Source organism: Metapseudomonas resinovorans DSM 21078 (genome assembly GCF_000423545.1).
GTDB lineage: Bacteria > Pseudomonadota > Gammaproteobacteria > Pseudomonadales > Pseudomonadaceae > Metapseudomonas > Metapseudomonas resinovorans.
This window is the reverse complement of record NZ_AUIE01000025.1, coordinates 95635-119366: the sequence shown is the minus strand read 5'-3', so window position 1 is coordinate 119366 and position 23732 is coordinate 95635. Positions and strand designations below refer to the sequence as shown.

Below are 23732 nucleotides of genomic sequence, written 5' to 3'. Positions count from 1 at the left end.
AGCAGCAGCAGGTCGCGCGACCAGTCGAAGACCACCGGGTGGCTGCCGTCCAGCAGCAGTTCGCGGGACGCCTGCAGCGCCTCGATGCGCGGGGCGATCTGCTTCGGGTCGACGCGGTCCGGCCACTCGCCCATCAGCCCCACCAGGGTGGCGCGGTCGGTGCCGTGGCCGACGCCGGTGGCCGACAGCGAGCCATACAGGCGCACCTCGACCCGCCGTACCTGCTCCAGCAGGCCGCGCTCGCGCAGCGCCGTGGCGAACAGCGCCGCCGCCCGCATCGGGCCCACGGTGTGCGAGCTGGAAGGGCCGATACCGATCTTGAACAGGTCGAACACGCTGATAGCCACGGGGGACAACTCCGGTAGGGATCACTCTTGGCGCCATGATCGGCATTTCACCGAAGCGGCGACTTCCCACACCGACTTGCTCGTATCCAAATACGCCGTGGCCCAAGACGCAGGTCGAATACCTTGCAGGGGCGAATTCATTGGCTATGTCTGCATTACGTGTTGCAAGCACCTGCATCGCCCGTAGGAGCTGACGTGCCAACGAATGGCCCCGCTTCGCTGGCAAGCCAGCTCCTACAAGACTCTTGGCCCGAGGGTCCATCTCTAGCAACAGCTAATGCAGACCTGGCGAATTCATTCGCCCCTACACTGGATGCGTCACGATGAAGGCGCCAACCCACCATTGCCCTGCATCAGCCGCGACAGATAAGTTCTGAGTGCGACCGGGTCGGTAGTCAGGCGACGTGTCTGGCACGCATCATCCGGGCGCCCGGGGGCGGGGGCCTGCAGCAGTCCGACAGCCACGCGAGTCCGGAGAACGACAATAAATCCTGCTGTGGACGGACCCCTTCCATGACTCGACCCACCACTTCCCTGCTGGCGGCGACGCTGCTGGCCGCTTCCCTCTTCAACACCCAGGCGAGCCTTGCCGCCGACCCGGAACACTGCTCCACCGTGCATTTCGCCGACGTCGGCTGGAGCGACATCACCGTCACCACCGCCGTCACCCGCCATGTGCTGAGCGAGCTCGGCTACATCACCAAGGTCAAGCGCCTGTCGGTACCCGACACTTACAAGGCCCTGGGCGACGGCAAGATCGACGTATTCCTTGGCAACTGGATGCCAAGCATGGAAAACGACGTCCGTCCCTACCTGGAAAAAGGCACGGTGGAGAACCTCGGCGCCAACCTCACCGGCGCCAAGTACACCCTGGCGGTGAACCAGGCGGCCTGGGACGGCGGCGTGCAGAGCTTCGCCGACCTGGCGAAGTTCAAGCAGCAGTTGGGCGCGAAGATCTACGGCATCGAACCCGGCAATGACGGCAACAAGCTGATCGACAAGATGATCAAGGGGAACGCGTTCAACCTTGGCGACTTCAAACTGGTGGAGTCGAGCGAAAACGGCATGCTGTCCCAGGTCAAGCGCGCTGAGCACCTCAACCAGTGGGCGGTATTCCTCGGCTGGGAACCGCACCCGATGAACAACCAGTTGAAGATGCATTACCTCGCCGGCGGCGACGACTGGTTCGGCCCGGATTTTGGCGGCGCCACGGTCTACACCAACGTGCGCAAGGGGCTCACCCAGGAATGCCCGAACCTCGGGCAGCTGCTGAAGAACCTGAAATTCAGTCTGGCCATGGAGAACCACCTGATGGAGGCCATACTCAACCAGAGCACCAACCGCAGGCGTGAAGCCAAGGCCTGGCTGAAAGCCAATCCCGACACCCTGGCCGCCTGGCTGCAGGGCGTCACCGCGCGCGACGGCGGCCCGCTCCCGGTTGCCCTCGTCCAGGCCAAAGCACCGTGAAGCGGCGCATTCAGCGATATCCATAGGCCATGTCGTCGCGCAACATATGAACGTCGTAAACCGACAATTGCCAAGGCCTCAAGGCTTTATCGTTGAGTCACCCGATTTCGTCGCTGTCGGTTCCCGTGGATCGACAGACCGCGAGCACTCCGCTCCGGACCGAAGAACACAAGCGGCGGCCTCCCCCGAACAGAGGTCGGCCTAATAAGAAATTTCGGAAGTACGCGCACCTCGGACCGAGGTGCTGAACCCGCCCAGGGAATGGGTTTCGTAACACTGCCAGAGGGCTGTCAGGTTCTCGAAACATTGTTATCCACACAGGCAAGGCAGTCGGCATCACCAGGCTGAGCGTCGTTGAGCGCCGGTTCTGGCTCCATGTAACTGACCTGGATGTCTACTGAAGGGGAAATATCCCATGCAGTCTGGAAAGATCGTGGTTCAAAACCTCTACAAGGTTTTCGGGCAACAACCACAAGAAGCAATCGATTTACTCAAGCAAGGTTGGAGCAAGGAGAAGATCCTGGCTGAGCGCGGCGCCGTAATCGGTGTCAGCGACGTGTCTTTCAGCGTCAACGAAGGCGAGATCTTCGTGCTGATGGGCCTGTCGGGTTCGGGCAAGTCGACCCTGATCCGTCTGATCAACCGCCTGATCGAACCCACTGCCGGCGATGTGTTCATCGACGGCCAGAACGTCGCCAAGCTGCCCAAGTCGCAATTGATCGACCTGCGCCGCCGCGACATGAGCATGGTCTTCCAGTCCTTCGCCCTGATGCCTTCGCGCTGCGTGCTGGACAACGCCGCCTTCGGCCTGGAGGTAGCGGGCAAGAGCAAGAAGGAGCGCGAGAAGCGCGCGATGGAGGTGCTGGAGCAGGTTGGCCTGGCCAGCTTCGCCCACAAGTATCCCCATGAGCTGTCCGGCGGGATGCAACAGCGCGTCGGTCTGGCCCGCGCCTTGGCGGTCGACCCTTCCATGATCATCATGGACGAGGCCTTCTCCGCGCTCGACCCGCTCAAGCGCCGAGAAATGCAGGACGTGCTGCTGGACCTGCAGAAGAAGCACAGCCGCACCATCATCTTCGTATCCCACGATATCGAAGAGGCCATGCGCATCGGTTCGCGCATCGGCATCATGGAAGGCGGCAAGCTGATCCAGGTGGGCACGCCCCAGGAAATCATCGAGAACCCCGCCAACGACTACGTGCGCAACTTCTTCAACACGGTCGATACCAGCCGCTACCTCACCGCCGGCCAGCTCAAGTCCGACAGCGTTCCGCTGTTCGTGCACAACGGCAAGGCGCCCGACGCCCAGACCGTGTGCCAGAAGCTGCAGTCCATGGACAAGCACTACGCCTTCATCGTCGACGAGAAGAACAACTTCCGCGGCTCCATCAGTCTCGAGAAGATCGCCCTGCTGGTTGAAGGCGGTCGCACTCTGGACCTTGAACAGAACCTGCTCAAGCACATCGATCCGGTGCCGGAAGACCTGCCGCTCGACAGCGTCATCCAGCGCCTGGTGATCAATGAAGGGCCGATCCCGGTGGTCGACCAAAGTGGCCGCTACTGCGGCGCGATCAGCAAAGGCCGCCTGCTGAGCCGCCTGCGGGGAGAATGACGATGAGCGAAAAACTGGATCTTGGCAGTTGGGTGAATGACGTCGTTCAGCACCTGCTCGAAAACTACAGCGGCGCCTTCGAAAGCGTCGGCAATGTGGTCAGCGGCTTCTCCGAGCTGATCGAACGCCTCCTGATGTGGCCGCCGGCCTGGGTGCTGATTGCGATCTTCGTCGCCCTCGGCTTCTGGCGCATCGGCGCCAAGTTCGCCGGCTTCACCGCGGTCTCGCTGATCCTGATCGTGATGACCGGCTTCTGGGAGCAGACCGTCGTCACCCTCGGCCTGACCTTCTCCTCAACCCTGATCAGCCTGCTACTCGGCATCCCGCTGGGCATCTGGGCGGCCAGGAGCGAGCGCGTCGCGGTGGTCATCCGCCCGATTCTCGACTTCATGCAGACCATGCCGGCGTTCGTCTACCTGATTCCGGCGGCCATGCTGTTCGGCCTCGGCCGCGTACCCGGCATCATCGCCACGGTGATCTTCGCCATGCCGCCGGCCGTGCGCCTGACCGCGCTCGGCATCCGCCAGGTGAACAAGGAAATCGTCGAAGCCGGTCAATCCTTCGGCTGCACCAGTTGGCAACTGCTATACAAAGTGCAGCTGCCGAATGCCATGCCGTCGATCATGGCTGGGGTCAACCAGACGATCATGATGGCGCTGTCCATGGTGATCATCGCGTCGATGGTCGGCGCCGGCGGTCTGGGTAACGACGTGCTCGCCAGTATCCAGCGTCTGGACATTGGCCTGGGCTTCGAAAGCGGCATGGCCGTGGTACTGCTGGCGATCATTCTCGACCGCATCACCGAAAGTTTCGGGACTCGTCAAACCGCGACTCGTGGCAAGCCCTTCGGCTGGCTGAGCGCCAAGTTGCAACGGCAGCAAGCGCAATAACGCACGCTTCATCTTTCAATGTCAGGGAGTCGCTAATGAAAAGAATGAAAAAAGTCGCTGCACTGGGCCTGCTGGCCTGCGCACTGTCCCAGGGTGCCTGGGCTCAGGAGCCGGAGAGCTGCAAGCAGGTCCGTTTTGCCGAAATCGGCTGGGCCGACATCGCCGCCACCACGGGCGTGGCCATGGTGCTGACCGAGGGACTGGGTTACACCCCGCGCAAGATCATGGCCTCGGTGCCCATCGCCTTCACCGGCGTGAAGAACAAGCAGATCGACGTTTTCCTCGGCTACTGGGCGCCCTCGATGGATGCCGTGATCGAGCCCTTCACCAAGGACAACGGCGTGAAGGTACTGCCGACGCCGAACCTGGAAGGCGCCAAGTACACCCTGGCGGTGCCGACCTACGCGGCTGATGCCGGCCTGAAGAGCTTCCAGGACATCGCCAAGTTCAAGGACCAACTGGGCGGCAAGATCTACGGCATCGAGCCGGGCAACGACGGCAACCTGCTGATCGACAAGATGATCAAGGGTAACCAGTTCGAGTTGGGTGAGTTCCGCATGGTCGAATCTTCCGAAGCCGGCATGCTGGTCCAGGTGCAACGCGCCGTGAAGAAGAAGGAACCGGTGGTGTTCCTGGGCTGGGCCCCGCACCCGATGAATACCCAGTTCGACATCACCTACCTGGCCGGTGGCGATGACGTGTTCGGCCCGGACTACGGCGCCGCCAAGGTCTACACCGTGGTACCGCCGGACTACGAACAGCGCTGCGCCAACGTCGGCAAACTGCTGAACAACCTGCAGTTCAGCGTCGAGATCGAAAGCCAGCTGATGGAGAAGATCCTGGAGAAGGAAGATCCGGTGAAAGTCGCCACTGGCTGGCTCAAGGCCAACCCGGCCGCGCTGGACAAGTGGCTGGCTGGCGTTACCACCTATGACGGCCAGGACGGCGCCGCTGCCGTGAAGAAACACATCGGCCTGTAATTCCCCGGGCTCCCCGCGAGCCCGTTTCCTTGCAATTCGCCAATCGCGGCCCAGCAACGGGCCGCGCGGGGCACTGTCGCGAAACCCGCCTCAGAACGGGTCATCGACCACGTAGTTGGCTGCCAATCCCACCTGATGGAGCAATACGTATGCGCAAGTTGAAGTCCCTTTGTCTGAAAACCCTCGGCGTCGCCACCCTTGCCCTCGGCATGGGCATGGCCAACGCCGCTGACAAACCAACCCTGAAAATCGGCTTCGTGAACGGTTGGGACGACAGTGTCGCCGCCAGCTACGTCGCGGGCGAAATCCTCAAGGAAAAACTCGGCTATGGCGTCGAACTGAAGCCTGTTGAGCCCGCCATCATGTGGCAGGGCGTGGCCCGCGGTGACCTGGACGCTACCCTCTCCGCCTGGCTGCCCGCCACCCACGGCGAGTACTACGAGAAACTGAAGGACAAGGTCGTGGTGCTGGGCTCCAACTACAAAGGCGCCAAAATCGGCCTGATCGTCCCTGACTACGTCCAAGCCAAGTCCATCGAAGACCTGAACACCTACAAGGCTGATTTCGACGGCAAGATCACCGGTATCGACGCGGGCGCCGGCGTAATGCGCCGCACCGAAGACGCCATCAAGCAGTACAACCTGGACATCAAGCTGATGCCCAGCTCCGGTCCGGCCATGGCCACCGCCCTGACCCGCGCCGAGAAAGCCCAGAAGCCGATCGTGGTCACCGGCTGGATTCCGCACTGGATGTTCGCCAAGTGGAAGCTGCGCTTCCTGGAAGACCCGAAAAAGGTCTATGGCGATGACGAGCACGTCGACACCGTGGTCAACCCTGGCCTGGAAGCCAAGGCTGCCGACGCCACCGCCTTCCTGAAGAAGTTCTCCTGGAGCGGCGAGGAAGTGGGTGCGGTGATGCTGGCCATCCGCGAAGGTGCCAAGCCGGAAGCGGCCGCCAAGGACTGGATCGCCAAGAACCCGGAGCGCGTGGAAGGCTGGCTGAAGTAAGCCCCTCGCGCGTTACCCAGCCCCCACCGGCCTTCGGGTCCGTGGGGGTTTTGTTTTCGCGGCGCCTGCCCCTGCAGCTATTCGACAAACTGCGTCGATTGATCGATCAATCAAATTCCCCCTAGACTGCGCGCTCCCGAATCCCGCACAAACTGGTGGAATTACCTGATGCCCAAGGTCGGAATGCAGCCGATCCGCCGCTCGCAGTTGATCCAGGCGACCCTCGAAGCCGTCGACCAGGTTGGCCTGGGCGATGCCAGCATTGCCTACATCGCCCGAATCGCAGGCGTATCCAACGGCATCATCAGCCACTACTTCCAGGACAAGAACGGCCTGCTGGAAGCCACCATGCGCCACCTGATGAGTGCCCTCAGCAGCGGCGTGCGCCAGCGCCGTGCCGCCCTGCGCGAAGACACTCCACGCGCGCACCTGCGGGCCATCGTCGCCGGCAACTTCGACGACAGCCAGGTCAGCGGCCCGGCCATGAAGACCTGGCTGGCCTTCTGGGCCGCCAGCATGCACCAGCCGTCCCTGCGTCGCCTGCAGCGCATCAACGACCACCGGCTGTACTCCAATCTCTGCTGCGAACTGCGTCGTACCCTGCCCCTGGACCAGGCCCGCTCCGCGGCCCGCGGCCTGGCGGCGCTGATTGACGGCCTGTGGCTGCGCGGTGCCCTGTCGGGTGATGGCTTCAACGTCGAGCAGGCGCTGCACATCGCCTACGACTACCTGGATCAGCAGCTGGCCAAGGCTTCACTGTAGGGGCGAATTCATTCGCCCCTACAAGGACACCACCTACCCAGGAACGAAAAAGCCCGGTCACGCGACCGGGCTTTTTCATTTCAGGCTGATGGGCTGTCAGGCCGCCTCGCCTTGCAACTGGACGACTTTCGGGTGCTTCGGCACTTGCTCCTGTGCTGCCACATCCGCCTTCATTTGCTTGAGCAGGGCGAACATGTAGAGCAGCAGCACCACCGAGAACGGCAAGCCGGCCAGCACCACCACCGTCTGCATGGCGGTGAAGTTGCCGGCGAACAGCAGGCCGATGGTGGCCAGTGTCACGACCACCGACCAGAAGATACGCAGCCAGTTGGGCGCATCTTCGTCCAGGTCGCCTTCCTCACGGGACAGGTTGGCCAACATCACCGAACCGGAGTCGGCCGGCGTGAGGAAGAGCACGAACCCGACGCAGATCGACAGACCGATCACGGCCTTGGACCAAGGGTAGTGTTCCAGCAGCAGGTAGATGGACATCGCCGGCTGTTCCAGCGCCGCCTTGCCGAGGTCCGCCGCGTTCTGGTTCATCACCAGGTCGATGGCACTGTTACCGAACACCGACAACCAGGCCAGGGTGAAGCCCAGCGGGATCAGCAGCACGCCGCTGACCAGTTCGCGCACGGTGCGACCACGGGAAATACGGGCTACGAACATGCCCACGAAGGGTGCCCAGGAGATCCACCAGGCCCAGTAGAACAGGGTCCACAGGCCCATCCACTCTTCGCTCTTGCCGGACTGGCCGGTGTAGACATAGAGGTCGAAGGTCTTCAACACCAGGCCATTGAGGTAATCACCCAGGTTCTGCACGAAGCCATTGAGCAGGTGCAGCGTCTCGCCAGCCAGCAGCACGAACACCAGCAGGCCACTGAACAGGATGATGTTGAGGTTGGACAGGCGGCGAATGCCCTTCTCGATCCCGGACACCGCGGCCAGAGTGGCCACCGCGCTCATCACCAGGATCACCGCCAGCAAGGCGCCCTGGCTGTGGGGCAGGCCGAACAGGTATTCCAGACCGGAAGAGACCTGCAGCGACCCGATACCAAGGTTGGTCACCAGGCCCAGCAGGGTCACGAAGATGCCAAAGCAGTCCACCGCATTACCCACGGAGCCCTTCATCAGGCGCTCGCCGAACAGCGGATAGAGCGCCGAACGCAGCGCCAGCGGCTTGTTGTGACGGTAGGCGAAATAGCCCACGGCCAGGCCCACCAGCGCGTAGATGGCCCAGCCATGCACGCCCCAATGGAGGAAAGTGAGCTGCAGTGCCTGGCGCGCGGCGGACTGGCTGCCGGGCTCGCCTTCCGGCGGATTGTAGAGGTGGTCGATGGGCTCGGACGCCGCGAAATACAGCAGCGAGATGCCGATGCCCGAGGAGAACAGCATGCCGGCCCAGGCGCCGTAGCTGAAGTCAGGACGGCTGTCATCGGGCCCCAGGCGCAAGTGGCCGTATCGGGAGAAGGCGACATAGAGGACGAAGAACAGATACGCGCCGATGGCCAGCATGTAGTACCAGCCGAAGCTGCGCGACAGCCAGGCCTGGGCCTTGCCGAGCACGCTGCCGGCACTCTCGGGGAACGCAATCAAGGCAACCGTGAGAAGCATGATGAGCGCGGTGGATCCGAAGAACACGACCGGGTTCAGGCGCACCTTCCCATGGCTTGTTGTTGTAGGAGCTTTACTCATTTGGAAATTCCAGGGCAGTGAAAGCAGGCGCCTCATGGACGCAACGACAGACCCGCGCCAGCGGCCGGCGACGGGTGGCATCCGCCGGCCGAAGGCCTGAAATCGGGTGCGGCGAACTGCCGCATCCCGTTCCATGGTGCGCAGCTTATTCTTTGTTGTTTGAACGTTCAATAAAAATAAAGTAGGCTGGATTTCAACCCGCCCGGAATGGTTCCGGAAGAGGAGGAAACCCCATGCCAAAAGTCGGAATGCAGCCCCTGCGGCGCACCCAACTGATCCACGCCACACTCGAGGCGGTGGACCAGGTCGGCATGGGCGACGCCAGCATTTCCTACATCGCGAAGCTGGCCGGGGTTTCCAACGGCATCATCAGCCACTACTTCCAGGACAAGAACGGACTGCTGGAAGCCACCATGCGCTTCCTCATGAGCGACCTGCAGGACGCGGTGCGCAAGCGCCGCGAGACCATGCGCGACGACAGTGCGCGTGGCTACATACGCTCCATCATCGACGGCAACTTCGACGACTCCCAGGTCAACGGCCCGGCCATGAAGACCTGGCTGGCGTTCTGGGCCAGCAGCATGCACCAGCCGTCCCTGCGCCGTTTGCAGCGCATCAACGACCTGCGCCTCTACTCGAACCTCTGCTGTCAGTTCCGCCGCGAACTCGACGTACCAAGCGCCCGCACTGCCGCCCGCGGCCTGGCCGCCCTGATCGATGGCCTGTGGCTGCGCGGCGCCCTGTCCGGCGAAGCCTTCGATACCGCGCAAGCCCGCCGGCTCGCCTACGAATTCCTTGATCAACAACTGGCCAAGCAAGCGGCTTGAGCCGCCCTGCAGCCTTGCGAACACAAGACCTAGAGAGGACAACCACCATGGCCCGATTCGAAGAACAGAAGCTCTACATTGGCGGCCGCTACGTCGACTCCACCAGCGGCGCCACCTTCGAGACCGTGAACCCGGCCAATGGTGAAGTCCTGGCCAACGTCCAGCGCGCCGGCAAGGAAGACGTCGAGCGTGCCGTCGCCAGTGCCATCGAAGGCCAGAAGGTCTGGGCCGCGATGACCGCCATGCAGCGTTCGCGCATCCTGCGCCGCGCCGTCGACATCCTGCGTGAGCGCAACGACGAGCTGGCCGAACTGGAAACCCTGGACACCGGCAAGCCGCTGGCCGAAACCCGCGCCGTGGACATCGTCACCGGCGCCGACGTGATCGAGTACTACGCCGGCCTGATCCCCGCCATCGAAGGCGAGCAGATCCCGCTGCGCGAAACCAGCTTCGTCTACACCCGTCGCGAGCCCCTGGGCGTGGTCGCCGGCATCGGCGCCTGGAACTACCCGGTACAGATCGCCATGTGGAAATCCGCCCCGGCCCTGGCCGCCGGCAACGCCATGATCTTCAAGCCCAGCGAAGTCACCCCGCTGACCGCCCTGAAACTGGCCGAGATCTACACCGCGGCCGGCGTACCGGACGGCGTGTTCAACGTGCTCACCGGCAGCGGCCGCGAAGTCGGCCAGTGGCTGACCGAGCACCCGCAGATCGAGAAGATCTCCTTCACCGGCGGCACTTCCACCGGCAAGAAGGTCATGGCCAGCGCCTCCAGCTCTTCGCTGAAGGAAGTGACCATGGAACTGGGCGGCAAGTCGCCGCTGATCATTTTCGAGGATGCCGACCTCGACCGCGCGGCCGACATCGCCGTGATGGCCAACTTCTTCAGCTCCGGCCAGGTCTGCACCAATGGCACCCGCGTGTTCGTGCCGCGCGCCCTGCAAGCCCGCTTCGAAGACAAGGTGATCGAACGCGTCAAGCGCATCCGCCTGGGCAACCCGGAAGACGCCAACACCAACTTCGGCCCGCTGACCAGCTTCGCCCACATGGAAAGCGTGCTCGGCTACATCGAGGCCGGCCGCAAGGAAGGCGCGCGCCTGCTGATCGGCGGCGAGCGCGTCACCGAGGGTGAATTCGCCAAGGGCGCCTATGTGGCCGCAACCGTGTTCAGCGACTGCACCGACGACATGACCATCGTCCGCGAGGAAATCTTCGGCCCGGTGATGAGCATCCTGGTCTACGACACCGAAGAAGAAGTCATCCGCCGCGCCAACGACACCGACTACGGCCTGGCCGCCGGCGTCGTCACCCGCGACCTGGCCCGCGCCCACCGCGTGATCCACAAGCTGGAAGCCGGCATCTGCTGGATCAACACCTGGGGCGAATCCCCCGCCGAAATGCCGGTGGGCGGCTACAAGCAGTCCGGCGTCGGCCGCGAAAACGGCCTGACCACCCTGGCCCACTACACCCGCATCAAATCGGTGCAGGTCGAGATGGGCGACTACTACTCGGTGTTCTGACCGACGTGGCCTCGAGAGGAAACCGGAAGCGCACGGGCGCTCCCGGATTTCCTCCGGACCACGACGCAACACCACCCCGGTAGCCCGGATGCAATCCGGGAACGAAGTTTGCCGCGCCCCGGAGTCATCCGGGTTATCTAGCAGGTAAGTCACATGTCCCAAGAATTCGATTACATCATCGTCGGCGCCGGTTCCGCCGGTAACGTGCTGGCCACCCGCCTGACCGAAGATCCGGATGTCAGCGTCCTGCTGCTGGAAGCCGGCGGTCCGGACTATCGCCTGGATTTCCGTACCCAGATGCCCGCCGCCCTTGCCTACCCGTTGCAAGGCCGCCGCTACAACTGGGCCTACGAGACCGATCCGGAGCCCTACATGAACAACCGCCGCATGGAGTGCGGCCGCGGCAAGGGCATCGGCGGCTCCTCGCTGATCAACGGCATGTGCTACATCCGCGGCAACGCCCTGGACTTCGACAGCTGGGCCAAGGCCCCGGGCCTGGAAGACTGGAGCTACCTGGACTGCCTGCCTTACTTCCGCAAGGCGGAAACCCGCGACATCGGCCCCAACGACTTCCACGGTGGTGACGGCCCGGTGAGCGTGACCACGCCCAAGACCGGCAACAACCCGTTGTTCCATGCCATGGTCGAGGCCGGCGTGCAGGCCGGTTACCCACGTACCGACGACCTCAACGGCTACCAGCAGGAAGGCTTCGGCCCCATGGACCGCACCGTGACCCCGAAAGGCCGTCGTGCCGCCACCGGTCGCGGTTACCTGGACCAGGCGCGCAATCGCCCCAACCTGACCATCGTCACCCACGCCCTGTCCGATCGCATCCTGTTCAGTGGAAAGCGCGCCATCGGCGTCGCCTACCTGAAGGGCAACAGCGACAACCGGATCACCGTGCATGCTCGCCGCGAAGTACTGGTTTGCAGCGGTGCCATCGCCTCGCCGCAACTGCTGCAGCGCTCCGGCGTCGGCCCGGCGGCCCTGCTGCGCGACCTCGATGTGCCGGTGGTGCATGACCTGCCGGGCGTAGGCGCCAACCTCCAGGACCACCTGGAGCTGTACCTGCAGTACGCCTGCAAGGAGCCCGTGTCGCTGTTCCCCGCCCTGCAATGGTGGAACCAGCCTGCCATCGGTGCCGAATGGCTGTTCCTCGGCACCGGCCTCGGCGCGAGCAACCAGTTTGAAGCCGGCGGCTTCATCCGCACCCGGTCCGAGTTCGAGTGGCCGAACATCCAGTTCCACTTCCTGCCGGTGGCGATCAACTACAACGGCAGCAACGCCGTGAAGGAACACGGCTTCCAGGCTCACATGGGTTCGATGCGCTCGCCGAGCCGTGGCCGTATCCACCTGAAGTCCAAGGACCCGCGCCAGCATCCGAGCATCCTGTTCAACTACATGTCCCATGAACAGGACTGGCAGGAGTTCCGCGACGGTATCCGCATCACCCGCGAGATCATGGGGCAACCTGCGCTGGACCCGTACCGCGGCCGCGAGCTGAGCCCGGGCGCGAACCAGCAGAGCGACGCCGAGCTGGACGAGTTCATCCGCACCCACGCCGAAACGGCCTTCCACCCTTCCTGCTCCTGCAAGATGGGCAGCGATGACATGGCGGTAGTCGACGGCCAGGGCCGCGTGCACGGCATGGAAGGCCTGCGGGTGGTGGACGCCTCGATCATGCCGGAGATCATCACCGGCAACCTCAACGCGACCACCATCATGATCGCCGAGAAGATCGCCGACCGGATCCGTGGCCGCAAACCGCTGCCACGTAGCACCGCCAGCTACTACGTTGCCGGTGACAAGCCGGTGCGTGGCCAGCCGACGCGCAAGCTGTAAGGCAAACGCCTGAACGAAAAAGGCCCCTGACGCGATGCGTCAGGGGCCTTTTCATTGTCGCGGTGCACTTCAGGGCAGATCTTCGGTCTGCCTGGCGAATGAATTCGCCCCTTCTACAACAAGAAAATTCTGTGCGTCTACTCCGGCAGTTCTTGCCGGATCATCCAGTGCCCACTGGGCGGCATCAGGTGGCTGATGTCGAAATGCTTGAGGTTGTCCCTGTCAATCACCTCGATTCGCGGGCTGACCCGTTTCGGTGACGGCTTGCCCTCCAGCACGCGCACGGCAAGGTCTACCGCGACCCGTGCCTGGATCACCGGCGAATCCGTGGGCGAAGCCAGGACGGTGCCATCGGCAATCGCCTCCAACACCCGCTCGGTGGCATAGAGCGAGACCACCTTGGCCTTGTAGCGACCTCCGCCGGAGCGCACCAACTGGCCCGCGAAGGCGGCGGCCTCGGCGTTGCCAAGGATGTAGTCGAGCTCCGGCTCGCGGGCCAGCAGCTGGCGCGCCAGCACCGCCTGGGTAGAGCGGTCCACAGCGCCATATCCTGCAGTGACCAAGGTAATCTTGCCATCGGCATTCAGCTCTGCCAGACCGCGCTCGGCGTCTAACACCCAGCCAGCGTCCCGGGGCCCCGGCAGCCAACCCACTCGCACCGGCCGCCCCTGGCTGTGTTCGCGGATGTAGGCCATGGCCGCTAGGGCCATGTCGGCGAAATCCACCTGGGACTGGGCAGTGATGCCAGGGCAGTCGATGCGGTTGACCAGATCGATCACCGGCACCTTGTCGCGGTGCAGCAGGGCGATCTCGTCGCACAGCCCCTTGGCGCTGATGGCTCCGATCACATAGGCATCGGCCGCCAACTGGATGCAGCGGGTCAGTTGGGCACGCTGCATGTCCTCGTACTGGTAACCGCCCGCTTCGTAGATGCCCAGCCGCACGCCCTGGCGCTGCGCTTCCTCGTCCATGCCCCAGGCCACGCCCCACCAGTAACGGTCCATGCCATGAGGCAACAGGGCGCAGATGCGCCAGGGTTTGCTTGCCCCGCTCAGCGGACGGTAGCTCGCTGAGCGGCCATCCATTTCGACCTGCAACGGATACCACTCCGCTGCGGCGCAGGAGGCAGCGCTCAGCCAGCTCAGCAGCAAGACACAGAGGGTCCGCATCGGAAGAGTCCTTCCATGGCAAGGGTAGGGAAATCTGGATAGTGGCAAGCCTAGCAGGCGGATACCAGCACACCTTGCTCTACATCAGTTGGAAACGACATAGACCGACACCCAAAGTGTGCAGGGTCGACCACGCAAGGATCATCATGGCCGAGCCCACCTCCCTCGATGCCCGTACCGCGCGCCTGCTGCCCTGGCTGGCTGCGGGCATCTTCTTCCAGTTGCCACGGGAAAGCGGCCGCGCCGTGAGCCGGGTAGACCGCGAACTCGACGAGTGACAGGGGTGGCGCACGCGGGCCTGCTAAACTGCGCGCCATTTCGACTTACAGGCCCGTCCCGTGACCACCTCCGCCTTTTCTTCCCTGCCCCTCTCCGCGGCCACCCTGGCCAACCTGGAGACCCTGGGCTACCTCGACATGACACCCATCCAGGCCCAGGCCCTGCCGCTGATCCTCAAGGGCCGGGACCTGATCGCCCAGGCCAAGACCGGCAGCGGCAAGACCGCCGCCTTCGGCATCGGCCTGATCGAGCCGCTCAACCCACGCTTCTTCGGCTGCCAGGCCCTGGTGCTCTGCCCCACCCGCGAACTGGCCGACCAGGTCGCCAAGGAAATCCGCCGCCTGGCCCGTGGCCACGGCAACATCAAGGTGCTGACCCTCTGCGGCGGCGTACCCTTCGGCCCGCAGGTGGGTTCGCTGGAACACGGCGCCCACGTCATCGTCGGTACACCGGGCCGGGTCCAGGAGCACCTGCGCAAGGGCACCCTGGTGCTGGACGGCCTCAACACCCTGGTGCTGGACGAAGCCGACCGCATGCTCGACATGGGCTTCTACGACAGCATCGCCGACATCATCGGCCAGCTCCCGGCGCGTCGGCAGACCCTGCTGTTTTCCGCCACCTACCCGGCGGGCATTGCCCAACTGGCCAAGACTTTCATGCGCGAACCGCAACAGGTGAAGGTGGAAGCCCTGCACGACGACAGCCAGATCGAGCAGCGCTTCTACGAAATCGATCCGCGCCAGCGCATGGACGCCGTGCTGCGTCTGCTGCAGAGCACCCGTCCGCAGTCCTGCGTCGCCTTCTGCCACACCCGCCAGCAGTGCCAGGAACTGGAAACCTACCTGCGCGACAACGGTGTCTCCGCCCAATCGCTGCACGGCGATCTGGAACAGCGCGAGCGTGACCAGGTACTGGCGCTGTTCGCCAACCAGAGCTGCAGCGTGCTGGTGGCCACCGACGTCGCCGCCCGCGGACTGGACATCGCCGGCCTGGAAGCAGTGATCAACGTCGAACTGTCCCGCGACCCCGAAATACACATCCACCGCGTCGGCCGCAGTGGCCGTGCGGGCGAGAAAGGCCTGGCCCTGAGCCTGGTGGCGCCGGCCGAAGCCAACCGGGCGCAGGCTATCGAGGACCTGCAGCAGGCGCCGCTGAACTGGCAGCGCATCGACGAACTGATCGTGAAGAACCGCGAGCCGCTGCTGCCACCCATGGCCACCCTGTGCATCAGCGGCGGTCGCAAGGAGAAGCTGCGCCCCGGCGACATCCTTGGCGCCCTCACCGGTGACGCCGGGCTACCCGGCAGCCAGGTGGGCAAGATCGCCATCTTCGACTTCCAGGCCTTCGTCGCCGTCGAACGTGGCATCGCCAAGCAGGCGCTCAAGCGCCTCAGCGAAGGGAAGATCAAAGGGCGCACCTACAAGGTCCGCATCCTCTGACTCAGGGTTCGGATAGCCCGTGGCGGGCGAAGATGGCCCGATAGGTGCCGTCTTCGCGCATGGCCTGCATCGCCTGATCGAAGTCTTCCACCAGTTGCTGGTGCCGCGGGTGGCTGCGGCGCACCAGGATATGCAGGCCGTTCTCGCTGAGTGGCCGAGGCAGGAATTCCAGCTGCTCGCGAATGCCCGCAAGCTCGCGGTTGAGGTAGAAGCGCGCCACCAGCTCATCTTCCAGGGTCAGTTGCACACGCCCGGCGGCGAGCATCCGCGCGCCCATCAGGAAGCCCATGACTGGCACCTTCTTCAGGCTCGTATCGGCATCGAAGGCCGGCTGATAGCTGTAGCCGCGCACCACGGCGATGCTGTAGCGCTTCAGGTCCTCGGGGGCCTGGAAGTCCACATCGCTGCCCTTGTGCTTGAGAAAGCGAATGCGATTGGTCAGGTAGGGTTTGGAGAACTGGCCGTAGGTCGCGCGCTCTTCGCTGTGCCAGGCACTGACGATCAGGTCGTAGTCGCCCGTCTGCACTCCACGCAAGGCCCTGGCCCAGGGCACTTCGACATATTCCGGCCGGAACCCGGCGCGCTTCAGCGCCGTGCTCACCAGCTCCGCAGCCAGGCCGTTGCTCGCCAGCCTCGCATCGGTGAAAGGCGGCCAGACGTCGGCGGCCATGCGCAAGGTTTCGGCATGGGCACTCAGCGTAACGATCAGCAGGGCGAACAGGGCAAAACCACAACGTCGTCTCATGCGGGGGCATCCGAGAACAGGTTTGGCCAGCAGGCAGTCAAGACTGCACCAAAATTTCGGCAGCCACCAGTGTGACCAGGTACCTCCGTACCTGATTTTCCATCCTGCTCCATGTGACTCCCGTCATCCCCGGGCATCGAATGCGACAGGGTGGCTGACAGCGCCCTCGGCTGCCCTTAGGCTGTACCCGGCAGCCCAGCCGTATACGGACATTCGCCCACAAGGCCCCTATGCCCTCGACTCGATTTACCCAAACGCTGCGCCGCCTCTGGGCGCTGGACAAGTTCAGCTACAGCTTGCGCGTCTTCATCGCCCTGACCGGGAGCATGGCGCTGTGCTGGCAGCAGGACCGCATGGACCTGCTGATCCCGCTCTTCCTCGGCATCATCGCCAGCGCCCTGGCGGAAACCGACGACAGTTGGCAGGGGCGTCTCACCGCACTGTTGGTGACCCTCGGCTGCTTCAGCGTAGCCTCGTTGTCAGTGGAGTTGCTGTTCCCCTATCCCTGGATCTTCGTCGGCGCCCTGGCGCTGGCCAGTTTCGGCCTGACCATGCTCGGCGCCCTCGGCGAGCGCTACGCCACCATCGCTTCGGCGACGCTGATCCTTTCCATCTACACCATGATCGGTGTCGACCAGCGCGACGGCACGCCCACCAACCTCTGGCAGGAGCCCGCCCTGCTGGTAGCCGGCGCCGCCTGGTACGGACTGCTCTCGGTGCTCTGGCAGGCGCTCTTCACCCACCAGCCGGTGCAGCAGAGCCTGGCCAGGCTGTTCCGTGAACTGGGGCAATACCTCAAGCTGAAATCCGCGCTGCTGGAGCCGGTCCGCCATCTCGACGTGGAAGCCCGGCGGCTGGAACTGGCGCGACAGAACGGCAAGGTGGTGGCAGCGCTCAACGCCACCAAGGAAATCATCCTGCACCGGGTCGGCAACGGCCGGCCGGGTCCCAAGGTGAACCGCTACCTCAAGCTGTACTTCCTGGCTCAGGACATCCACGAGCGCGCCAGCTCCTCCCACTACGCCTACAACGAACTGGCCGAAGCCTTTTTCCACAGTGACGTGCTGTTCCGCTGCCAGCGTCTGCTGCGCCAGCAAGGCGGCGCTTGCCAGGCGCTGGGCCGCGCCCTCCAGATGCGCCAGCCCTTCGACTACCTGGACGGCACCCAGGCCCTGGAAGACCTCAACAGATCCCTGGAGCACCTGCGCATCCAGAGCAACCCCGCCTGGCGCGGACTGCTGCGTTCGCTCAACGCCCTGGCGCGCAACCTCGCTACCCTCGACCGCCTGCTCATCGATGCCAGCAACCCCGACGCCCTCGCCGAAGCCCAGGACACCAGCCTGCTGGATCGCTCCCCAAAAGGCTTGAAGGACGTCTGGGAACGCCTAAAACAGAACCTCACGCCGACGTCCCTGGTATTCCGCCACGCCCTGCGCATGGCCCTGGCACTCACGACCGGCTACGGCGTGCTGCACCTGATCCATCCCGAACAGGGCTACTGGATCCTGCTGACCACGGTATTCGTCTGCCAACCCAACTTCGGCGCCACGCGACGCAAGCTCGTACAGCGGATCGCCGGCACCCTGCTCGGCCTGGCGCTGGGCTGGGCCCTGTTCGACCTGTTCCCCAGCGCCCTCGTGCAGTCGGCCTTCGCCGTGGTCGCCGGGGTGGTGTTCTTCGCCACCCGCGCCACCCGCTACACCCTGGCCACTGCCGCCATCACCCTGTTGGTGCTGTTCTGCTTCAACCAGATCGGCGACAGCTACGGCCTGTTCCTGCCGCGCCTGGTGGACACCCTGCTCGGCGCGCTGATCGCCGGCCTGGCGGTGATCTTCGTGCTTCCCGATTGGCAGGGCCGCCGGCTCAACCAGGTGGTGGCCAACACCCTGGCCTGCAATAGCCGGTACCTGCGCCAGATCATGCAGCAGTACGTCAGCGGCAAGCGCGACGACCTGGCCTACCGCCTGGCACGACGCAATGCCCACAACGCCGACGCAGCACTGTCCACCACGCTTTCCAACATGCTCATGGAGCCGGGGCACTTCCGGAAGGAGGCCGACATCGGTTTCCGCTTCCTGGTGCTCTCCCACACCCTGCTCAGCTACCTCTCCGCGCTTGGCGCGCACCGCAGCGAAACCCCGGGGGAAGCGCTGACCCCGACGATCGAAGACGCCGCCGAACGCATCGCCGGCAGCCTCGACGAAATCGCCCTGGGATTGGCCGAGAAGGGCTCGGTGAGCATTCACTGCGACCAGGAGGAATCACTCGCCAGGGCGCTGGCACAACTGCCCGAAGACATGGACGACCGCCCGCGCCTGGTGCAGACGGAGCTGGGGCTGATCTGCCGGCAGCTGGGGGCGCTGCGGACGTTGGCGGCGCATCTGGTGAATGAGCGGAAAGTGGCGTAGCAAGAGCGAAATCACTTCATTCGGGCGGTAAAGCCGCCCTTCGAGTCCAGGGGCAGGCCTTCGCCCTGCTTGGCGAATAAATCCGCCCCTACAGATGAATCAGATCCACTTGGCATCCCAGAACGGGTAATCGCCAATTCGCTCCACCAGGCCGGCCCGCAATGGATTGGCCACGATGTAACGCGCAACCTTGCGGATGTCGTCCTCACGTCGCAGCGCGTGGTCGTGGAAGCCCGGTTGCCAGACCGCCCCACCGGTTTCCATGTGCAAACCCAACTGTCTGGCGGAGCGTCCCTTGAACACCTTGATCACAGTAGCGAGTCCGATGGGGCCGTTGAGCTGAACCAACCAGTGCAAGTGATCCGGCATCAGAACCCAGGCCAGGGAATTGACCACGTTCTGCTCATGCAATCGGCGCAGCTCGGCAACGGTGATGCGGGCGCACTGGAAGTCCCTGAACAACGGCCGACGGTCTTCGGTGGTTGTGGTGATGTGATAGATCTGGCCGGCTCGTGAAACTCGGCCCTTGAGGAGATCATCGCTCGGCATGTCCCTTGCCCTCTTTGATTGAAAGGCAATGACTCTATGACCCGAGCGGCAAGAGCTGGGCTTGGCTTGACGGTGAAATGGATGATCCTGAAGCGAGAAGTTGCCGAGGCTTAATTCGCTCCCACAAAGAAGCAGGTCTCCCCGTACCTACTCCCGCATCAACTCCATCACCGTCTCCCCTACCCTCCTCACCGCCGCCTCGATCGCCGGGGTCGGCTTGGAGGAGTAATTCATCCGCAGGCAGTTCCGGTACTTGCCGGAAGCGGAGAAGATGCTGCCGGCAGCGATCTGCACGCCCTTGGGCAGCAGCGCGCGGTTCAGGCGCAGGGTGTCGAAATCCTCGGGCAGTTCAACCCAGAGCATGAAGCTGCCCTGGGGACGGCTGGCGCGGGTGCCTTCGGGGAAGTAGCGCATCACCCAGTCGATCATCTGGTCGCGGCTGTGCTGGTACTGGCTGCGCATGCGCCGCAGGTGAGGTTCGTAGTGGCCATTGCCGACGAAGTCGGCCAGCGCCAGCTGCGGCTGGGTGGCGGTCGCGCCGGTGGAGATGTACTTCATGTGCAGCACCCGGTCGAGATAGCGGCCGGGGGCGATCCAGCCGACGCGGATGCCCGGTGCCACGGTTTTGGAGAACGAACTGCAAAGCAGCACGCGACCGTCGTCGTCGAATGACTTGATGGTGCGCGGGCGCGGGTACTGGTAGGCGAGGTCGCCGTAGACATCGTCCTCCAGGATCGGCACGTCATAGCGCTGGGCCAGGGTCACCAGGGCGCGTTTGCGCGCCTCCGGCATGATGTAGCCGAGTGGGTTGTTGCAGTTGGGCGTGAGCTGAATCAGCTTGATCGGCCACTGTTCCAGGGCCATCTCCAGCGCCTCCAGGCTGATGCCACTGAGCGGGTCGGTCGGCAGTTCCAGAGCCTTCATGCCGAAACCCTTGAGCGTCTGCATGGCGCCGTGGAAGCTGGGCGAGTCCACCGCGACGATGTCACCGGGCTCGCAGGTCGAGCGAATCGCCACCGACAGCGCCTCGTGACAGCCGGTGGTGATGACAACGTCGTCGGCAGACAGCTGGCAGCCCGAATCCAGCGCCAGCCGCGCCACTTGCTCGCGCAGGGCCTGGGTGCCGTAGATGCTGTCGTAGTAGAGGCCGCTGCCGTCCTGGCGTCGGCTGATCTGGCCGAGGCTGCGCAGCAAGGGTTTGAGCGTCGGACTGGAAATGTCCGGCATGCCGCGGCCGAGCTGCAGCACGTTGTCCTTGGCGCTGCGCTTGATCAGGTCCAGCACATCGTTCCACTGGGACACGTCCACCGGTCGCTGCGGGGCCCGGCTCACCACAGGCAAGGCAGGCGTCTGCCGGCGTGGCGGGACGAAGTAGCCAGACTTCGGCCGGGGCTCGGCCAGACCGCCGTCTTCGAGAATCCGGTAGGCCTGCTGCACCGTACTCAGGCTTACACCGTGTTCCAGGCTCAGGGCGCGCACTGAAGGCAGGCGGTCGCCGGGGCGGTAGTAGCCTTGCTCGATGCGTTCGCCAAGGGTCTCGGCCAGCTTGATATAGAGCTTCATGACAGTCTCCAGGTTCTATTCGAACCGGCATCAGAACCAGTACAGATTATTCAGAAATACAGGATTCAGATAGGAAACCACGCAATCTGTATTAAAAAAATATACAGATCGTGAATCTGTATTGAGATTCTTCCGACGGACATCATGGTTCCACCCCGATCCACCACAGGGCATGAGGAACGCAATGATGAACGGCCTGAGCGATGTACGCCTGACTCTCCAAGCACGGGAACTGGAACAGGAGCAGCACACCTCTGTCTCCCTGGCACCGGCCTGGCCAGGTAATCTCTGGAGCCGCTTCTGGATGCGTCTGCATACCCGCCGCCAGTTGCTGGAGCTGGACGAGCACGCCCTGAAGGACATCGGCCTCAACCGCGCACAGGCGCTGGAAGAAGCCCTGAAACCCTTCTGGAAGGTCTAGCCCCAAGAAACGCCGGTCGCCGCCTCAGGCGAGGCGGAAGCGACCGGTGTTCTGGTTCAGGGCCTGGCTGCCCTGCTGCAGTTGCACGGCAGCCACCTGTACCGACTGAGCCCCCTGCAGCAACAGGGTGGCGGCCTGGTCCACCTGCTGGATGCTGCCGCTCACCTCGTCCGCCGTAGCGGCCTGTTGCTCGGAAGCCGTGGCGATCTGGGCCAGGCGGTCGCTGACCCGCTGCACCGCCTCGGCGATGCCGGACAGGTCGGCCCCCATGGCCAGGACGTTATCGACATCCGCCGCGGCCTGGCCGAAGGCTGCCTCGATCTGTGCCACGGTCTCGCCCACCACCGCCTGCAGGGCACTGACCGTCTGGCCGATTTCGCTGGTGGAATCCTGGGTTCGCCGGGACAGGTTGCGCACCTCGTCGGCGACCACCGCAAACCCACGCCCCTGCTCACCGGCCCGTGCCGCTTCGATGGCGGCGTTCAGCGCCAGCAGGTTGGTCTGTTCGGCGATGCCCTTGATCACATCCACCACCTGGTTGATCTGCTGCGTCTGGTCGCGCAGTTGCTGGAGCGCGGCGACGCTGTTGCCCAGGTTGCTGCTGAGCTGGTTCATGCTGGCGCTGGTGCGCGCACTGCGCTGGTTGCTCTGGATGGCGATCTCGCGGGTGTGCAACGCATCGCGGGCGGCGTCCTCGCAGCTTTCCGCCACGCTCTGGGCGGTCGCGGCCAACTGATTGGCCGCGGCGGCAATCTGGCTGACCTGGCCCTGCTGCTGCTCCACCGACACCAGGGTGTCCCGCGCCTGGCTACTGAGCTGCTCGACCGTACCGCCCAACTGCTCGCTCTCGCGATTGACCCCCAGCAGGGATTCGCGCAACTGCGCCAGGGCGGCGTTCAGGGCTTCGGCGATGCCCGCCAGGTCATCGCGGCCATGGACCCGCGCCGTCACGCGCAAGTCGCCGCCACGCAGCCCTTCGGCCGCCTCGGTGATGCTTGCAGTACCCCGGCGGATCGACTGGTTCAGGCACAAGAGCATGTACAGCGCCAGCAGGGTCAGGACGACGAACCCGCCGATCACTTCGGCCATGCTGCCCAGCGCTTGGTCACGGTACTCGCCCAGGCGGGACGCCATGCGCGTAGCCAGCGCCTGTTGCAGGCTTTGCAGGCGTCCGCTCAGGCCTTCGGTCAGACTGACGAACTGGGCCGGCGTCAGGGTGAAGGGCGTCGACTCGAAGACCTGCTTGTCCACCTGGACGAGGAAGTTGGCCATGCCCTCGTCCGCCGCGGCGAAGGGCCCTTCCAGATCACTCATGTCACCCGGCGCCTGGGCCAGGGCATTGCGGGCCTTGCGCAGCTGGCGAGCGGTGTCGTCCAGCGCGCGGCGCAGGTCGCGCAGGGCCACGCGGCTCTGCAGGGTGAAATGCTGCGCCACCAGGGCGCCGTGACCATTGCTGGCGAAGCTGCCAAGGGTCTCCTGCAGACGCGGCTGCACGCTGGTCAGTTGGTCCATCATCAGGTAAGTGTCGAGCCAGGGATCGAGGATCAGCCCGGAATCGGTTGCGACTTGCTCGCGCAGGGCCTGGAGCACTTGCAACATACCCTGGTAGCGCTCCAGCCCGTCCGGCAGCGCAAGGCCCAGTACGCTCTCCAGACGTACCTGGCCGGAACGTCCCTGGAGTTCGTCGAACAGTACCTGGCTCTGACCCGCGATGCCTTCCACCTTGAGCTGGACGGTCACCTGCGCCAGCGTCTTCTCCAGCGCTTGAGCGCGCTGCTCCAGCAGGGGCCGGGCACTGTCATCGCCACCCTTCAAGCGCGCCAGTAGCAAGCGCTGGCTATCCAGCTCCTGCTGTACGGCTGACAGCGCTGCCACCACGCGCAGGCCACTCAGCTCGTTGTCCACCACGCCAAGGCGTTCACGGTAGTCGCCGACTATCACCGACAGGGCATAGCCCAGGGGCAAGATGAACAGGAGGAAGAGCAACTGGAACTTGCGGGCGAAACTGAAGCGCTCGAGTAGACGCACCCCCGGCGTGAGCAAAGCTGTCATCGCGACCCCTCGTGTGCTTCCGGTCATCCTTGCCAGGCGGGCGGCGATCTCCCGGGCGAAGTGTCCGGCCATTCTTATTTGGTGGAAGCCTCCCCGGCCGGGGAATCAGCCGCTGGAGAATAGTAGCTTTGTGCTACCCCGCAGAAGGGGACGGTCCT

Annotated in this window: 20 protein-coding genes; 13 read left to right on the top strand and 7 right to left on the bottom strand. The window is 64.2% G+C overall.

Features of this window, described 5'->3' with window-relative positions; translation table 11 throughout:
* Window positions 1-347, bottom strand: a 347-nt coding sequence (locus tag G559_RS0118180; protein ID WP_028629611.1) for a serine dehydratase beta chain, incomplete at its 3' end; no start/stop codon positions are given.
* Between the two features lie 513 nt (window positions 348-860).
* On the opposite strand from G559_RS0118180, the gene choX reads away from it, so the two are divergent.
* From choX to betI (G559_RS0118150), 6 genes are all read left to right on the top strand, one after another.
* The gene (gene choX, locus G559_RS0118175) at window positions 861-1814 is read left to right on the top strand and encodes a choline ABC transporter substrate-binding protein (RefSeq protein ID WP_028629610.1); all 954 of its coding nucleotides are present in this window, start codon (window positions 861-863) and stop codon (window positions 1812-1814) included.
* A gap of 415 nt (window positions 1815-2229) precedes the next feature.
* Window positions 2230-3426, top strand: coding sequence for a quaternary amine ABC transporter ATP-binding protein (locus G559_RS0118170; RefSeq protein WP_028629609.1), 1197 nt, complete (start codon window positions 2230-2232; stop codon window positions 3424-3426).
* Between the two features lie 2 nt (window positions 3427-3428).
* Window positions 3429-4316, top strand: a complete 888-nt coding sequence (locus G559_RS0118165; RefSeq protein ID WP_028629608.1) for an ABC transporter permease — start codon at window positions 3429-3431, stop codon at window positions 4314-4316.
* A gap of 35 nt (window positions 4317-4351) precedes the next feature.
* Window positions 4352-5296 carry a choline ABC transporter substrate-binding protein gene (locus G559_RS0118160; RefSeq protein ID WP_028629607.1) on the top strand — a complete coding sequence of 315 codons (945 nt, stop codon included), beginning with the start codon at window positions 4352-4354 and terminating at the stop codon, window positions 5294-5296.
* 149 nt (window positions 5297-5445) lie between these two features.
* On the top strand, window positions 5446-6303 hold the full coding sequence (locus G559_RS0118155; RefSeq protein ID WP_028629606.1) for a glycine betaine ABC transporter substrate-binding protein: 858 nt from the start codon (window positions 5446-5448) through the stop codon (window positions 6301-6303).
* A 168-nt stretch (window positions 6304-6471) separates the two neighbouring features.
* Window positions 6472-7065, top strand: a complete 594-nt coding sequence (gene betI / locus G559_RS0118150) for a transcriptional regulator BetI (protein ID WP_028629605.1) — start codon at window positions 6472-6474, stop codon at window positions 7063-7065.
* A gap of 96 nt (window positions 7066-7161) precedes the next feature.
* On the opposite strand, the gene G559_RS29065 is transcribed toward betI (G559_RS0118150), so the two are convergent.
* Window positions 7162-8706: a BCCT family transporter gene (locus G559_RS29065; protein WP_036997557.1), complete on the bottom strand. Its 1545-nt coding sequence runs from the start codon at window positions 8704-8706 to the stop codon at window positions 7162-7164.
* Window positions 8707-8993: 287 nt separating this feature from the next.
* Between G559_RS29065 and betI (G559_RS0118140) the strand changes: the two genes are divergently transcribed.
* From betI (G559_RS0118140) to betA, 3 genes are all read left to right on the top strand, one after another.
* Window positions 8994-9587 (top strand): transcriptional regulator BetI, encoded by a 594-nt coding sequence (gene betI, locus G559_RS0118140; protein WP_028629604.1) that lies wholly within the window; start codon window positions 8994-8996, stop codon window positions 9585-9587.
* A 47-nt stretch (window positions 9588-9634) separates the two neighbouring features.
* Window positions 9635-11107 (top strand): betaine-aldehyde dehydrogenase, encoded by a 1473-nt coding sequence (betB, locus tag G559_RS0118135; protein ID WP_028629603.1) that lies wholly within the window; start codon window positions 9635-9637, stop codon window positions 11105-11107.
* Window positions 11108-11260: 153 nt separating this feature from the next.
* Window positions 11261-12949, top strand: coding sequence for a choline dehydrogenase (gene betA / locus G559_RS0118130; protein ID WP_028629602.1), 1689 nt, complete (start codon window positions 11261-11263; stop codon window positions 12947-12949).
* A 137-nt stretch (window positions 12950-13086) separates the two neighbouring features.
* Here the strand turns inward: betA and torT are convergent, their stop codons facing one another.
* The gene (torT, locus tag G559_RS0118125) at window positions 13087-14118 is read right to left on the bottom strand and encodes a TMAO reductase system periplasmic protein TorT (RefSeq protein ID WP_028629601.1); all 1032 of its coding nucleotides are present in this window, start codon (window positions 14116-14118) and stop codon (window positions 13087-13089) included.
* Window positions 14119-14264: 146 nt separating this feature from the next.
* Here torT and G559_RS31120 point away from each other — a divergent pair, with 146 nt between their 5' ends.
* Window positions 14265-14396 (top strand): hypothetical protein, encoded by a 132-nt coding sequence (locus G559_RS31120; RefSeq protein WP_256658164.1) that lies wholly within the window; start codon window positions 14265-14267, stop codon window positions 14394-14396.
* A gap of 60 nt (window positions 14397-14456) precedes the next feature.
* Window positions 14457-15836 (top strand): ATP-dependent RNA helicase DbpA, encoded by a 1380-nt coding sequence (gene dbpA / locus G559_RS0118115; protein ID WP_028629600.1) that lies wholly within the window; start codon window positions 14457-14459, stop codon window positions 15834-15836.
* Window position 15837: 1 nt separating this feature from the next.
* On the opposite strand, the gene G559_RS0118110 is transcribed toward dbpA, so the two are convergent.
* A complete protein-coding gene (locus G559_RS0118110) occupies window positions 15838-16581 on the bottom strand; it encodes a substrate-binding periplasmic protein (RefSeq protein ID WP_028629599.1) in 744 nt (247 codons plus the stop codon).
* A 230-nt stretch (window positions 16582-16811) separates the two neighbouring features.
* Between G559_RS0118110 and yccS the strand changes: the two genes are divergently transcribed.
* Complete coding sequence (yccS, locus tag G559_RS0118105) at window positions 16812-18989, top strand: YccS family putative transporter (protein WP_028629598.1); 2178 nt, start codon at window positions 16812-16814, stop codon at window positions 18987-18989.
* A 99-nt stretch (window positions 18990-19088) separates the two neighbouring features.
* On the opposite strand, the gene G559_RS0118100 is transcribed toward yccS, so the two are convergent.
* Both G559_RS0118100 and G559_RS0118095 read right to left on the bottom strand, forming a co-directional pair.
* Entirely contained in the window at window positions 19089-19538 is a 450-nt protein-coding gene (locus tag G559_RS0118100; RefSeq protein ID WP_028629597.1) for an REP-associated tyrosine transposase, read from the bottom strand.
* 147 nt (window positions 19539-19685) lie between these two features.
* Window positions 19686-21101, bottom strand: a complete 1416-nt coding sequence (locus tag G559_RS0118095) for an aminotransferase-like domain-containing protein (RefSeq protein ID WP_028629596.1) — start codon at window positions 21099-21101, stop codon at window positions 19686-19688.
* Between the two features lie 187 nt (window positions 21102-21288).
* Between G559_RS0118095 and G559_RS0118090 the strand changes: the two genes are divergently transcribed.
* Complete coding sequence (locus G559_RS0118090; protein ID WP_028629595.1) at window positions 21289-21522, top strand: DUF1127 domain-containing protein; 234 nt, start codon at window positions 21289-21291, stop codon at window positions 21520-21522.
* A 24-nt stretch (window positions 21523-21546) separates the two neighbouring features.
* Here the strand turns inward: G559_RS0118090 and G559_RS0118085 are convergent, their stop codons facing one another.
* Window positions 21547-23574 carry a methyl-accepting chemotaxis protein gene (locus tag G559_RS0118085; protein WP_028629594.1) on the bottom strand — a complete coding sequence of 676 codons (2028 nt, stop codon included), beginning with the start codon at window positions 23572-23574 and terminating at the stop codon, window positions 21547-21549.
* Window positions 23575-23732: the final 158 nt, after the last annotated feature.

Excerpts from the sequence above, each read along its gene's own strand:
- choX (WP_028629610.1), top strand. The coding sequence starts at position 861 with ATGACTCGACCCACCACTTCCCTGCTGGCGGCGACGCTGCTGGCCGCT.
- G559_RS0118170 (WP_028629609.1), top strand. The coding sequence starts at position 2,230 with ATGCAGTCTGGAAAGATCGTGGTTCAAAACCTCTACAAGGTTTTCGGG.
- G559_RS0118165 (WP_028629608.1), top strand. The coding sequence starts at position 3,429 with ATGAGCGAAAAACTGGATCTTGGCAGTTGGGTGAATGACGTCGTTCAG.
- G559_RS0118160 (WP_028629607.1), top strand. The coding sequence starts at position 4,352 with ATGAAAAGAATGAAAAAAGTCGCTGCACTGGGCCTGCTGGCCTGCGCA.
- G559_RS0118155 (WP_028629606.1), top strand. The coding sequence starts at position 5,446 with ATGCGCAAGTTGAAGTCCCTTTGTCTGAAAACCCTCGGCGTCGCCACC.
- betI (WP_028629605.1), top strand. The coding sequence starts at position 6,472 with ATGCCCAAGGTCGGAATGCAGCCGATCCGCCGCTCGCAGTTGATCCAG.
- betI (WP_028629604.1), top strand. The coding sequence starts at position 8,994 with ATGCCAAAAGTCGGAATGCAGCCCCTGCGGCGCACCCAACTGATCCAC.
- betB (WP_028629603.1), top strand. The coding sequence starts at position 9,635 with ATGGCCCGATTCGAAGAACAGAAGCTCTACATTGGCGGCCGCTACGTC.
- betA (WP_028629602.1), top strand. The coding sequence starts at position 11,261 with ATGTCCCAAGAATTCGATTACATCATCGTCGGCGCCGGTTCCGCCGGT.
- torT (WP_028629601.1), bottom strand. The coding sequence starts at position 14,118 with ATGCGGACCCTCTGTGTCTTGCTGCTGAGCTGGCTGAGCGCTGCCTCC.
- G559_RS31120 (WP_256658164.1), top strand. The coding sequence starts at position 14,265 with ATGGCCGAGCCCACCTCCCTCGATGCCCGTACCGCGCGCCTGCTGCCC.
- G559_RS0118110 (WP_028629599.1), bottom strand. The coding sequence starts at position 16,581 with ATGAGACGACGTTGTGGTTTTGCCCTGTTCGCCCTGCTGATCGTTACG.
- yccS (WP_028629598.1), top strand. The coding sequence starts at position 16,812 with ATGCCCTCGACTCGATTTACCCAAACGCTGCGCCGCCTCTGGGCGCTG.
- G559_RS0118100 (WP_028629597.1), bottom strand. The coding sequence starts at position 19,538 with ATGCCGAGCGATGATCTCCTCAAGGGCCGAGTTTCACGAGCCGGCCAG.
- G559_RS0118095 (WP_028629596.1), bottom strand. The coding sequence starts at position 21,101 with ATGAAGCTCTATATCAAGCTGGCCGAGACCCTTGGCGAACGCATCGAG.
- G559_RS0118090 (WP_028629595.1), top strand. The coding sequence starts at position 21,289 with ATGAACGGCCTGAGCGATGTACGCCTGACTCTCCAAGCACGGGAACTG.
- G559_RS0118085 (WP_028629594.1), bottom strand. The coding sequence starts at position 23,574 with ATGACAGCTTTGCTCACGCCGGGGGTGCGTCTACTCGAGCGCTTCAGT.